The organism is Pseudomonas aestuarii (genome assembly GCF_027988105.1).
GTDB classification, from domain to species: Bacteria; Pseudomonadota; Gammaproteobacteria; order Pseudomonadales; family Pseudomonadaceae; genus Aquipseudomonas; species Aquipseudomonas aestuarii.
Window position 1 is genome coordinate 136,866 of record NZ_JAQJZJ010000004.1, and the last position, 12,813, is coordinate 149,678.

Below are 12,813 nucleotides of genomic sequence, written 5' to 3' on the forward strand. Positions count from 1 at the left end.
GAGCAGGACTGCAACGGCCTCGGGGGTTATTGCAGAAACTGAAACAGTGGATTGTCATTTCTGGTGATTCTGCAATTTCCATCGGGAATGGATGATCACGTCCAGCGGCGCGGCCTCTGCAAATAGCACCCGCCGCCGAGCGATCCACTCAACTGCCTTGCGGAGCCTGCCATGACCCAGAACGCCATCAAACTGTTTCATCATCCCCTGTCCGGCCACGCCCACCGGGTCGAGCTGATGCTGTCCCTGCTCGGCCTGCCAAGCAAACTGGTGTTCGTCGACCTGGCCACGGGCGCCCATAAGCAACCCGAATTCCTGGCGATGAATCCCTTCGGCCAGGTGCCGGTGATCGATGACAACGGCACCGTGCTGGCCGACTCGAATGCCATTCTGGTCTACCTGGCGCTGAAATACGGCGACGCTGGCTGGTTGCCCAGCGATGCCACAGCGGCTGCCGGCGTGCAGCGCTGGCTCTCGGTTGCCGCCGGGCCGCTTGCGGCGGGGCCCGCCCGCGCACGCCTGATCAGCGTGTTCGGCGCGCCCTACAACGCCGAAGAAGTGATCGCCAACGCCCACGCCCTGCTCCAGGTGATCGAGGTCGAATTGCAGGGTCGGCAGTTTCTGGTTGGCGAGCAGCCAAGCATCGCCGACATCGCTTGCTACAGCTACATCGCCCATGCGCCGGAGGGCAACGTGTCGCTGGCCGACTACCCGGCTATCCGCGCCTGGCTGGCGCGTATCGAAGCGCTGCCGCGCTTCGTGCCGATGCCGCGGACGGCCGCCGGCCTGCAAGCCTGATTCGCCGCGCCGGTTGCCCGCACGCTGACCGGCGCCCTGTCGCCAGAGTAGCCCTGGAGTCGTCGCCATGGTTTCCCCGCCTCACGAAAACACCCCCTCGCCCTGGCATGCCGGGGAAAAGGCCCTGCAGCAACGCGTCGGCGTGGCCGAGCGCATGGAGCAGTTCGGCCGCCGGGTGATCCGCAATCACCTGCCCGAGCAGCATCGCGAGTTCTACCGCCAGTTGCCCTTTATCCTGCTGGGTTCGGTGGATGCCGAGGGTAACCCCTGGGCCAGCATCCTCGAAGGCCGGCCGGGCTTTGTCCAGGCGCCGCAGCCGCGCCTGCTGCAACTGGACTGCCGGCCCGACGCCAGCGACCCGGCGGCGGCCAATCTGGCCGATGGCGCGGCGGTCGGCCTGCTCGGCATCGAGCTGCACAGCCGCCGGCGCAACCGGGTCAACGGCCATGTGACGGGTTCTTCCGCGACCGGCTTCGCTGTGGTGGTGGAGCAGGCCTTCGGCAACTGCCCGCAATATATTCAGCAGCGCGAAGCGCACTTCGTCCGCGAGCCAGGACCACGCCAAGGCCTGCAACATCAGCGCCTAGGCGCCCTGGATGAGGCCGCCCGCGCGCTGATTCGCGGCGCCGATAGCTGCTTCGTCGCCAGTTATATCGACCCGGACGGCGACCCCGCGCGGCGCTCGGTGGATGTCTCCCATCGCGGCGGCCAGGCCGGTTTCGTCCGGGTCGAGGGCGACTGCCTGAGCCTTCCGGATTTCGCCGGCAACCTGCACTTCAACACCCTCGGCAACCTGCTGCTCAACCCGCGGGCCGGCCTGCTGTTCATCGACTTCAACAACGGGGATCTGCTGCAGCTCAGCGGCCACAGCGAGATCATCTTCGATGGCCCCGAAGTGGCGGCCTTTCAGGGCGCCGAACGGCTCTGGCGACTGCACGTCACCCAGCTGGTACGGCGGCCGGCGGCGTTGGCGCTGCGCTGGACATTTCAGGGCTTTTCGCCGAACAGTTTGATGACCGGCTCCTGGCCCCAGGCCCAGGCCCGCCTGCAGGGCGAAGCGCTGCGCCACAGCTGGCGCCGCCTGCGGGTGACGCGCATCGAGGAGGAAAGCGCGACTATCCGTTCGTTCTATCTTGAGCCCGGCGACGCCGCCGGCTTGCCGCTGTTTCAAGCCGGCCAGCACCTGCCCATCCGCCTGCACCTGCCGGGCACCTCGACGCCACTGATCCGCACCTACAGCCTGTCCAGCGCACCCTCGGATGACTGCTGGCGCATCAGCGTGAAACGCGAAGGTGCGGTGTCCAGTTACCTGCACGAGCACGTCACGGTGGGCGACCTGATCGAGGCACGGGCGCCGCAAGGCAGTTTCGTCGTCGCTGCCGACGAACCGCGGCCACTGGTGTTGCTGGCCGCCGGCGTCGGCGTGACGCCCCTGCTGTCGATGCTGCGCGAGGTGGTCTATCAGGGCCAACGAATCCGCCGCACCCGCCGGACCTTCTTCGTGCAGAGCGCGCGCACCCTCGCTCAGCTACCGTTCAAGGATGAACTGGCAGAACTGATGAACCGCGCCGGTGATGCGCTGAGCGTGCTGCGCCTGCTCAGCCAGCCGGAGGCTCATGCCCGCGAAGGCGCGGACTTCGAACGGACGGGACGCATCGACACCCAGCTGTTGCAGACGCTGTTGCCCTTCGACGACTTCGATGTCTATCTGTGCGGGCCGAGCCGTTTCACTCAGGACTTGTATGACTGCCTGCGCGCATTGTGCATCGCCGACGCGCGCATCCACGCCGAAACCTTCGGCCCCTCGACCCTGCGCCGCCAGCCCGACCCAGGCTCAGCGGCGCACGCACAACCGCCAGCCGCGACGGCTTCGGTGCCGGTGCTGTTTGCCCGGTCGGCCCAAGAGGCGCGCTGGACGCCCGAGGGTGGCAGCCTGCTGGAACTGGCCGAGAGGCGCGGCCTGAACCCGGAATTCAGCTGCCGGGGCGGCTCCTGTGGCACCTGTAGCACCCGCCTGGTCAGTGGTCAGGTGCATTACCCGATTCCGCCGGCCGAGTTGCCGCCGAGCGGAGCAGTGCTGATCTGCTGCGCCATTCCGGCGCTCGATCCACAGGGTCACGGCCTGGTGCTGGACCTTTAACCCACCGCCCATTGTTGCGAGGCAACCCCATGAATGACACTGAAACCCGTCCACCCTTGCCGCCCTTCAGCCGCGAAACGGCGATACAGAAAGTGCGCATGGCCGAAGATGGCTGGAACAGCCGCGACCCGCAGCGGGTGGCCCTGGCCTATACAGTCGACAGTCGCTGGCGCAACCGCGCCGAATTTCCCCAGGGCCGCGCCGAGATCCAGGCCTTCCTCGAAGGCAAGTGGCAACGCGAGCTGGAGTATCGCCTGATCAAGGAACTCTGGGCCCATGACGGCAACCGCATTGCCGTGCGCTTTGCCTACGAGTGGCACGACGCCGACGGCAACTGGTTTCGCTCCTACGGCAATGAGAACTGGGAGTTCGACGAGCAGGGCCTGATGCGCCTGCGCTACGCCAGCATCAACGACCTGTCGATCAGTGCCGCCGAGCGCAAGTTCCACTGGCCGCCAGGCCGGCGCCCGGATGATCACCCCGGCCTGAGCGAGCTGGGCCTGTAGCCGTCCACCCATGCAAAAGCCGTTTTGGCAGTCCGCAACAACGGCTTTTCTGTACGCTGGAGCGCCGACGCTTGCAGGGGCCTAGCACTGGGATACCTGCGCCCCCGAGCACAGGCGTTGTTCATGGCCGTTCAAGGCTGCGTCGCCTGCAAGCGCCGCTGCTGGGTCTTCTGCTGGCGGTAGCTGATCGCCGCGGCCGGCACCGGTGTGACCTTGCCGGTTTCCAGCCAGCGCTTCAGGCGGCTGGCATCGGCCATGTGGGTGTATTTGCCGAAGGCATCCAGCACCACGAAGGCCACCGGGCGCTTATTCATCACCGTGCGCATCACCAGGCAATGGCCGGCTTCGTCGGTGAAGCCGGTCTTGGTCAGCTGTACGCTCCAGCCGGCCTTGCGCACCAGGGCGTTGGTGTTGCGAAAACCCAGGGTGTAGTTGGGTTTGCGAAAGCGCACGGTCTGCTCCGGGGTGGTGCTCAGCTGGCCAAGCAGCGGGTACTGCTGGCTGGCCTTGAGCAACAGCACCAGGTCCGTGGCGGTGGAGACGTTGTGCTCGGACAGGCCGGTCGGTTCGACGTAGCGGGTGTTGCGCATGCCCAGCGCCTTGGCCTTGGCGTTCATGGCCGCGACGAAGGCCGCGTGGCCGCCCGGATAGTGGTGCGCCAGGCTGGCCGCCGCGCGATTCTCCGAGGACATCAAGGCCAGCAGGAGCATGTCGCGACGGCTGATTTCGCTGCCCACCCGCACCCGGGAAAACACCCCCTTCATCTCCTGGGTGTCGCGGATGGTGATCGGTAGCACCTGCTCCAGCGGCAACCTGGCATCCAGCGCGACCATGGCGGTCATCAACTTGGTCACCGATGCGATCGGTACCACCACATCGGGGTTGCTGGAGTAGAGCACCTGGTTGCTCTGCAGGTCGACCAGCAGCGCACTGCCGGCGGCAAGCTCTTGCTGACGGGGCGCCTTGACGGCGGCATGGGCGTTCGATGCAACTACAACGCAGCTGCAGATCAGCAGCAGACTGACGAGCGAATGACGGATATTCACAGGACGATTCACAGGATGGGGTGGAAGGATGTCGGCACTGTCCCTTGCGCCCGGCGCAGTATACGGCACTCAGCTGCCGCCCTTGCAGTGTAGTGTAGGGTGCCTGCGCGGCGCCGCTTTGTCCGTTCGGCGGATGCTGTCAGGCGCCGCTCAACTCGCTTTGCAGCCAGTCGACGAACTGCTGAGTCAGGCGCTGGCGCCGTTTGCGCTCGGGCAGCACCAGGTAATAGCCGAATTCGGAACGCACCTCGCCGGCACAGACCCGACAGAGCAGGTCCTGGGCCAGCAGCTCGTCGACCAGATGGTGCCAGCCGATGGCCACGCCCTGGCCGGCAATCGCCGCCTGGATCAGCAGGGTGTAGTTGTCGAAACGCAGGGCGCCGGCACCGGGCGCCGCGGCGACGCCCAAGGCATGGAACAGACCGTTCCAGTCAAACCAGCGCGAGCGACTCTCGGGGCGCAGGTGCAGCAGCGGCAATTCTGCCAGCGCCGCCGCCGGTAACGGCAACTGACGGCCGCGCAGCAACTGGGGGCTACAGACCGCAAATACCTCCTCGTTGAACAGCAGGCGGGCCTCGCCATGCTTGAAGCGACCGTCGCCGAAGGCGATGGCCACGTCGATGTCCGACGGCAGGGTGCCGAGGTCGCGCGCACTGCTGATCAGGCTGACGTCCACCTCGGGGTGGATCTGATGAAAACGCGGCAGGCGCGGCATCAACCAATAGGCGGCGAAGGCGAAATCGGTGGCCACCTGCAAGACCTCGTGCTGCTGCCGGGCGGTGACCGCCATCAGGCCGGCATCGAGCGACTCCAGCCCGCTGCGCACATAGCGCAGCAGTATCTCGCCGGCCTCGGTCAGGACGATGCCGCGATAGACCCGATCGAACAGACGGGTCGCCAGCTGCTGCTCCAGACGTTTGATCTGCTGGCTGATCGCCGGCTGGCTGCTGCCCAGTTCGCTCGCCGCCGCGGTGAAGCTCAGATGGCGGGCGGCGGACTCGAACACCCGCAACACATCCAGAGAGACGCCTTCGATACTCTCAAACATAAGCTGTAGTTATCCGAGTCATGTGTTTACAGCGGGTTTACCACATTTTTTGCAGGGCAGATTATCGCTAGCAGCAATTTCGCATAAATTTTTTATATGGAATAACGGCTCGCCATGAAACGTCCCAACATTCTCTTCATCATGGCCGACCAGATGGCCGCACCGCTGCTGCCGATCCATGATCCGGCCTCACCGATCAAGATGCCCAACCTGGTACGCCTGGCCGAAACGGGCGTGGTATTCGATTCCGCCTATTGCAACAGCCCGCTCTGTGCCCCGTCACGCTTCACCCTGGTCAGCGGCCAGCTGCCGTCGAAAATCGGCGCCTACGACAACGCCGCCGACTTCCCCGGCGACGTGCCCACCTACGCGCACTACCTGCGCAGCCTCGGCTACCACACGGCGCTGTCCGGCAAGATGCACTTCTGCGGCCCCGATCAGCTGCACGGCTACGAGGAGCGCCTGACCAGCGACATCTATCCGGCCGACTACGGCTGGGCGGTGAACTGGGACGCACCGGAAGAGCGCCTGAGCTGGTACCACAACATGTCCTCGGTATTGCAGGCCGGCCCCACCGTGCGCACCAACCAGCTGGATTTCGATGAAGAGGTGGTGTTCAAGGCCCAGCAGTACCTCTACAACCACGTCCGCGAGAACGCCGAACAGCCGTTCTGCCTGACGGTGTCGATGACCCACCCGCACGACCCCTACTGCATCCCGGAAGAGTTCTGGAACCTGTACCGCGATGAGGACATCCCGCTGCCAGGGGTCAACATCGACCAGCAAGACCTCGACCTCCACTCGCAACGCATCCTCAAGGTCATCGACCTGTGGGGCAAGGAGCTGCCCGCGGAGAAGATCCGGGACGCGCGGCGCGCCTATTTCGGGGCCTGCAGCTATATCGACGCGAATATCGGCAAGCTGCTGAAAACCCTCGGTGATTGCGGCTTGGCCGAGGACACCATCATCGTCTTCTCCGGCGACCACGGCGACATGCTTGGCGAGCGCGGCCTCTGGTACAAGATGCACTGGTTCGAGATGGCCGCCCGGGTGCCCTTCGTGGTCCATGCGCCGCGCCAATTCGCCGCGCACCGGGTCAGCCAGTCGATGTCCACCGCCGACCTGCTGCCGACCCTGGTGGAGCTGGCCGGCGGCACGCTGGACCCCAGCCTGCCGCTCGATGGTCGCTCCCTGCTGCCACACTTGCAGGGCAGCGGCGGGCACGACGAAGTGCTCGGCGAGTACATGGGTGAAGGCACTAACAGCCCACTGATGATGATCCGCCGCGGCGACTGGAAATTCATCTATTGCGAACAGGACCCGCTGCTGTTGTTCAACGTGGCCAACGACCCGCACGAGCTGGAGAACCTGGCCCAGTCGCCCGAGCACCAGGGCCTGCTGGCCGAGTTCCTCGCGGACGCACGCCAGCGCTGGGACATTCCGGCGATCCATCAGGCCACCCTCGCCAGCCAGCGGCGTCGACGCTTCGTCGCCGAGGCGCTGACCAAGGGCAAGCTGAAGAGCTGGGACCATCAACCCATGGTCGACGCCAGCCAGCAATACATGCGCAACCACATCGACCTCGACGACCTGGAGCGCCGCGCCCGCTACCCGCGGCCATAATCGCGACAACCGACAAGCGTGCAACTACAACTAAAATAACTGGAGATGCCCCATGAAAAAGATCAGCACCCTATGTGCCGCGAGCCTGTTGATGGCTGTCGGCACCCTGCAGGCCCAGGCCGAAGACGCCCAATGCGCCACGGTCAAACTCGGCGATCCGGGCTGGAGCGACATCGCGGTCACCAACGGCATCACCAGCTTCCTGCTCGACGGCCTGGGCTACAAGGCACAAACCCAGATCCTCGCCGTGCCGATCATCTTCGCCGGCCTGCAGAAGGGCCAGGTCGATGTCTTCCTCGGCAACTGGATGCCGGCGCAGCAAAGCAACTACGACAAGTTCGTCGCCAGCGGTGAAGTGGCCAAGCTGGCGCAGAACCTCAGCGGCACCGAATACACCCTGGCAGTGCCGACCTACGCCTATGAGGCTGGGGTGAAGACCTTTGCCGATCTCGACAAGTTTGCCGAGCAGTTCAAGCACAAGCTCTACGGCATCGCCTCGGGCTCGCCGGCCAACGAATCGATCCGCAAGATGATCGAGTCCGACGAGTTCGGCCTGGGCGACTGGAAACTGGTGGAATCCAGCGAACAGGCGATGCTGGTGCAAGTCGGTCGTGCGGTGAAACGCGACCAGTTCGTGGTGTTCCTGGGCTGGACCCCGCACCCGATGAACGTCAACTACGACATCAAGTACCTCAAGGGTGGCGAACAATATTTTGGCGAAAGCGGCAGCGTCAACACCCTGGCCCGCAAGGACTATGCCGCGCAATGCCCGAACGTCAGCACGCTGCTGAGCAACCTGAGCTTCACTCAAGAGATGGAGAACAGCATCATGAACCAGGTGCTGAGCAAGCAGGCGAGCAACACCGAGGCGGTCAAGGCCTGGCTCCAGGCCAACCCGGCGATGCTCGAGGGCTGGCTCAAAGGCGTCACCACCCGCGATGGCGGCGACGCGATGGCGGCGGTCAAAGCTAAGCTTTGAATCGCCAGGCTGGATTGCGTAGGGTGAACCCAGGTTCAGCCTGCGCTGGCCGCCCCGGATCGGCCGGGACTTTTGCGCGCCGGGGCAGTCCGCCTCCAGCCCCTAACTAGACGTCGCCATGCAGCTACCCAACCGTCAAACCCTACTGCCCTTCCTCAGATGGCTGCCCAACACCAGCCGCCGCAGCCTCGGCAACGATTTGCTGGTGGGCCTGAGCGGCGCCATCCTGGCTCTGCCGCAATCCATCGCCTATGCCTTGATCGCTGGCCTGCCTGCCGAGTACGGCCTCTATGCGGCCATAGTGCCGGTGATCATCGCCTGCCTGTGGGGCTCGTCCTGGCACCTGATCTGCGGGCCGACCGCGGCTATCTCCATCGTCCTGTTCACCAGCGTCAGCCCCCTGGCGACGCCGGGCAGCGACGATTTTATCGCGCTGATCCTGTTGCTGACCTTTCTCGCTGGGCTGTTCCAGTGGCTGCTCGGCCTGCTGCGCTTCGGCGCCCTGGTCAACTTCGTCTCGCACTCGGTGGTGCTCGGCTTCACCTTGGGCGCCGCGACGGTGATCGTACTCGGTCAGTTGCCCAACCTCATCGGCATCAGCATGCCCAGCCAGGCCACGGCCCTGGCGACCCTGCTCAACCTCGGCGAACACCTGGCGGAAATCGACTGGCGCTCGCTGGCGCTGGCCCTCTTCAGCCTGGGCGTCAGCCTGCTGATAAGAAGATTCTGGCCACGCCTGCCGGCCCTGCTGGTCGGCATAGTCGCCGGCAGCCTGGCCGTATTGGCCTGGCCCGCCCAGCTCGGCGACATCGCCCTGGTCAGTGCTTTCGACGGCCAGCTGCCCCCGTTCAGCCCGCTACGCTTCGAGCTGGCGAGCATCCTGCAACTGCTGCCGGCAGCGGTGGCCTGCGGCATGCTCGGGCTGGTCACCAGCCTGTCGATTGCCCGTGCGCTGGCCAGCAAATCCCAGCAGTTCCTCGACGCCAACCAGGAGGTGCGCGCCCAGGGCTTGTCCAACCTGATCGGCCCCTGGTTCTCCGGTTCCTTGTCGGCCGGCTCCTTCACCCGCTCGGCCCTGAACCTGCAGGCCGGCGCCCGCTCGCCCCTGGCCGGGGTATTTTCCGCGCTGCTGGTGGCCCTGTTTGCCCTGGTCGGCGCCCGCCTGATCGCCCACATCCCGCTGCCCAGCATGGCCGCGAGCATCCTGCTGATCTGCTGGGGGCTGGTGGATATTGCCGGGATACGCGCATTGTTCCGGGTCAGTCGCTCGGAGTTCCTGGTGATGTTGCTGACCCTGCTCGCCACCCTGCTGCTGGAGCTGCAAACGGCGATCTATGCCGGGGTGCTGGCCTCGCTGTTCTTCTACCTCAAGCGCACCTCGCAGCCGCGGGTGAAGTTCTGGGAGGAGGGCGAGGAGGAATTGCTGCGCGTGGAGGGGTCGATCTTTTTCGGCGCCTGCCACTACCTGCAACAGATCATCCAGCGCAGCAAAGGCGAGCGGGTGATCATCGATGCCCACCACGTCAACTTCATCGATTACGCCGGGGTGGAAATGCTCCACCAGGAAGCACGCCGCCTGCTCGCGCAGGACCGTAGCCTGATCCTGCGGCGCGCCCGACCGCAGGTGATCGAGGAAATCCACAAGCTCGAAGGCGCCGAGCAGTGCCCGGTGCAGTTCGAGGATTGAAACCCCGGATTCACCCCAGCTGCAGCTGGCGGCGCAATTCGGCCAACACCGGCGCGCTGTCCGGGCGCACGCCGCGCCACAGGTAGAAGGCCTCGGCAGCCTGCTCGACCAGCATGCCCAAGCCATCCAGGGTACGCGCCGCGCCCTGCTCGGCGGCCCAGCGGTTGAACGCGGTGGGCGCTTTGCCGTACATCATGTCGTAGCACAGGGTATGCCCCGGCGCGATCAGGCTTGACGCGATCGGCGGCAGCTCGCCGGCCAGGCTGGCCGAGGTGCCGTTGACGATCAGGTCCACCGGCGCATCGATCCAGTCGAAGCCGCTGGCGACTACCGGCCCCAGGTCGGCGAATTCGCGGGCCAGCTGTTCGGCCTTCTGCACCGTGCGGTTGGCGATCACCAGGGTCGCCGGCTGCTCGGCCAGCATGGGTTCGAGCACACCACGCACGGCACCGCCGGCACCGAGCAGGAGGATGCGTTTGCCGCGCAGGTCGAAGCCGGCGTTGACGGTCAGGTCACGCACCAGCCCGGCACCATCGGTGTTGTCGCCAAGCAGGCTGCCGTCATCCAGTTTCTTCAGGGTATTCACCGCGCCAGCACGCTGGGCGCGGGCACTGAGGCTGTCGGCCAGCTGAAAGGCCTGTTCCTTGAACGGCACGGTGACGTTGGCGCCCTTGCCTTGGGCGAAGAACGCCCGGGCAAAGCCGGGAAAGTCATCCAGCGGCGCGAGCAACGCCTCGTAGCTCAGCTGCTCGCCGGTCTGCGCGGCAAACAGGCGGTGGATCAGCGGCGACTTGCTGTGGCCGATGGGGTTGCCGAAGACGCCGTAACGATCCATCAGCCTCATGCCTTTTTCAGCCAGTCGCGGTCGGTCAGGTAGTACTCGGTCAGGCGCGCCTCTTCGCTGCCCGGTTCGGGCTTCCAGTCGTAACCCCAGCGCACCTGCGGCGGCAGCGACATGAGGATCGATTCGGTGCGCCCGCCGGACTGCAGGCCGAACAGGGTGCCGCGGTCGTAGACCAGGTTGAACTCGACGTAGCGGCCGCGGCGGAACGCCTGGAACTCGCGCTCGCGCTCGCCGTAGGGGGTCAGCTTGCGCCGCTGCACGATGGGCAGGTAGGCCGCAAGGTAGGCATCGCCGATCGCGCGCATGAAGGCGAAGCTGGTGTCGAAGTCCCACTGGTTCAGGTCGTCGAAGAACAGGCCGCCGATGCCGCGCGGTTCGCCGCGGTGCTTGATCAGGAAGTAGCGGTCGCACCAGGCCTTGAACTTCGGATAGACCTCGGCGCCGAACGGCGCGCAGGCCTCAAAGGCGACCCGATGCCAGTGCACGCAATCTTCTTCGTTGGCGTAATAGGGGGTCAGGTCGAAGCCGCCACCGAACCACCAGACCGGCTCCTCGCCTTCCTTCTCGGCGCTGAAGAAGCGCACGTTGGCATGGGAGGTGGGCACGTAGGGGTTTTCCGGGTGGATCACCAGGGACACGCCGAGTGCCTCGAAACCGCGTCCGGCCAGTTCCGGGCGATGAGCACTGGCCGACGGCGGCAAGCCGTCGCCAAACACGTGGGAGAAATTGACCCCGCCCTTTTCGATCAGCGCGCCATTCTCGATCACCCGCGTGCGGCCGCCGCCGCCGGCCGGGCGCTGCCAGCTTTCCTCGAAGAACTCGGCGCCAGCGTCCTCGGCTTGCAGGGCGGCGCAGATACGGTCTTGCAGGTCGAGCAGATAGGCCTTCACGGCCTCAGTACGGTCACTCACGGCGGCACCTTGGAAGCAGTCAGGCCAGCCAGGGAGTTGCCCAGCCGGCGAAATCGGCGCCCAGCATAACATTTGCCGACACAGGCTTGCTGTTGACGCCGCGCCTGCACAGCGGTTGGATAGGGGCCTGAATCGCCCATGCCCGTGGGCGAGCCCTGCGACAAGGAGCCTGAGATGGCCAAGCGTATTCAATTCAGCAGCCACGGCGGCCCCGACGTCCTCGAGTACTGCGACTACCAGCCAGCCGCACCCGGCCCCCACGAGGTCCGCGTGCAGAACCGGGCGATCGGCCTGAATTTCATCGACACCTACTTCCGCAGCGGCCTGTATCCGCCGCCGGCGCTGCCGTCGAGCCTGGGCAATGAAGCGGCCGGTATTGTCGAAGCCGTCGGCGCGCAGGTCAGCCAGTTCCAGGTCGGCGATCGTGTGGCCTACGCCACCGCACCGCTGGGCGCCTACAGCGAACTGCACGTGCTGCCGGCCGCCAAGCTGGTCAAGCTGCCGGATGCCATCAGCTTCGAGCAGGCCGCGGCGGTGATGCTCAAGGGCCTGACCGTGCAGTACCTGCTGCGCCAGGTATTTCCACTGCAGGGCGGCGAAACCATCCTGTTCCATGCCGCCGCCGGTGGCGTCGGCTCCCTGGCCTGCCAGTGGGCCAAGGCCCTGGGGGTCAGGTTGATCGGCACCGTCAGCTCGGCCGAAAAAGCCGCGCGGGCCATGGAGCAGGGCGCCTGGGCGACCATCGACTACAGCCATGAGAACGTGGCCCAGCGCGTACTGGCGCTGACCGACGGGCGCAAGTGCCCGGTGGTCTACGATGGCGTCGGCAAGGACACCTGGGAAACCTCGCTGGATTGCGTGGCCCCACGCGGGCTACTGGTCAGCTTCGGCAACGCCTCCGGGGCGGTCACCGGGGTCAACCTGGGCATCCTCGCGCAGAAGGGTTCGCTATTCGTCACCCGGCCGACCCTGGCCGGCTACGCCGACACCCCCGAGCGCCTGCAGATGATGGCCGACGAGCTGTTCGGCATGATCGAAAGCGGCCAGTTGCAGGTCGATATCAGCAATCGCTACGCCCTCAAGGACGCCGCCGCCGCGCAAGCCGCCCTGAGCGCCCGGCAGACCACCGGCTCGACCATTCTGCTGCCATAGGCTGGGTTAGGTTTCGCACGCACAGCCCAATACCTGTCGCGCCGTAACCCACCATGGTCATCTGCGGCGCCTGAACAGA

11 protein-coding genes are annotated in these 12,813 nt (G+C 65.7%); 7 read left to right on the forward strand and 4 right to left on the reverse strand.

Annotated features, from left to right (window positions below):
- Positions 1-171 precede the first annotated feature (171 nt).
- From PH586_RS10175 to PH586_RS10185, 3 genes are all read left to right on the forward strand, one after another.
- Positions 172-798, forward strand: coding sequence for a glutathione S-transferase family protein (locus PH586_RS10175; RefSeq protein ID WP_271347653.1), 627 nt, complete (start codon positions 172-174; stop codon positions 796-798).
- A 67-nt stretch (positions 799-865) separates the two neighbouring features.
- Positions 866-2,938, forward strand: coding sequence for a pyridoxamine 5'-phosphate oxidase family protein (locus tag PH586_RS10180; protein ID WP_271347654.1), 2,073 nt, complete (start codon positions 866-868; stop codon positions 2,936-2,938).
- A 29-nt stretch (positions 2,939-2,967) separates the two neighbouring features.
- A complete protein-coding gene (locus tag PH586_RS10185) occupies positions 2,968-3,444 on the forward strand; it encodes a nuclear transport factor 2 family protein (RefSeq protein ID WP_271347655.1) in 477 nt (158 codons plus the stop codon).
- A 131-nt stretch (positions 3,445-3,575) separates the two neighbouring features.
- Here PH586_RS10185 and pbpG read toward each other — a convergent pair whose 3' ends face one another.
- A complete protein-coding gene (pbpG, locus tag PH586_RS10190; RefSeq protein ID WP_271347656.1) occupies positions 3,576-4,490 on the reverse strand; it encodes a D-alanyl-D-alanine endopeptidase in 915 nt (304 codons plus the stop codon).
- A 139-nt stretch (positions 4,491-4,629) separates the two neighbouring features.
- Positions 4,630-5,538 (reverse strand): choline sulfate utilization transcriptional regulator, encoded by a 909-nt coding sequence (locus PH586_RS10195; RefSeq protein ID WP_271347657.1) that lies wholly within the window; start codon positions 5,536-5,538, stop codon positions 4,630-4,632.
- 114 nt (positions 5,539-5,652) lie between these two features.
- On the opposite strand from PH586_RS10195, the gene betC reads away from it, so the two are divergent.
- The 3 genes from betC (at position 5,653) to PH586_RS10210 (ending at position 9,827) form a co-directional block, all read left to right on the forward strand.
- Positions 5,653-7,161: a choline-sulfatase gene (gene betC / locus PH586_RS10200; RefSeq protein ID WP_271347658.1), complete on the forward strand. Its 1,509-nt coding sequence runs from the start codon at positions 5,653-5,655 to the stop codon at positions 7,159-7,161.
- A 91-nt stretch (positions 7,162-7,252) separates the two neighbouring features.
- Positions 7,253-8,140, forward strand: coding sequence for a choline ABC transporter substrate-binding protein (choX, locus tag PH586_RS10205; RefSeq protein ID WP_271347958.1), 888 nt, complete (start codon positions 7,253-7,255; stop codon positions 8,138-8,140).
- 118 nt (positions 8,141-8,258) lie between these two features.
- Positions 8,259-9,827, forward strand: a complete 1,569-nt coding sequence (locus PH586_RS10210) for a SulP family inorganic anion transporter (RefSeq protein WP_271347659.1) — start codon at positions 8,259-8,261, stop codon at positions 9,825-9,827.
- Between the two features lie 10 nt (positions 9,828-9,837).
- On the opposite strand, the gene aroE is transcribed toward PH586_RS10210, so the two are convergent.
- Together aroE and hemF are read right to left on the reverse strand one after the other, a co-directional pair.
- Positions 9,838-10,662, reverse strand: a complete 825-nt coding sequence (gene aroE / locus PH586_RS10215) for a shikimate dehydrogenase (protein ID WP_271347660.1) — start codon at positions 10,660-10,662, stop codon at positions 9,838-9,840.
- Positions 10,663-10,667: 5 nt separating this feature from the next.
- On the reverse strand, positions 10,668-11,582 hold the full coding sequence (hemF, locus tag PH586_RS10220) for an oxygen-dependent coproporphyrinogen oxidase (RefSeq protein WP_271347661.1): 915 nt from the start codon (positions 11,580-11,582) through the stop codon (positions 10,668-10,670).
- A 174-nt stretch (positions 11,583-11,756) separates the two neighbouring features.
- Here hemF and PH586_RS10225 point away from each other — a divergent pair, with 174 nt between their 5' ends.
- Positions 11,757-12,734: an NADPH:quinone reductase gene (locus tag PH586_RS10225; protein WP_271347662.1), complete on the forward strand. Its 978-nt coding sequence runs from the start codon at positions 11,757-11,759 to the stop codon at positions 12,732-12,734.
- The last annotated feature ends 79 nt before the right edge of the window (positions 12,735-12,813 follow it).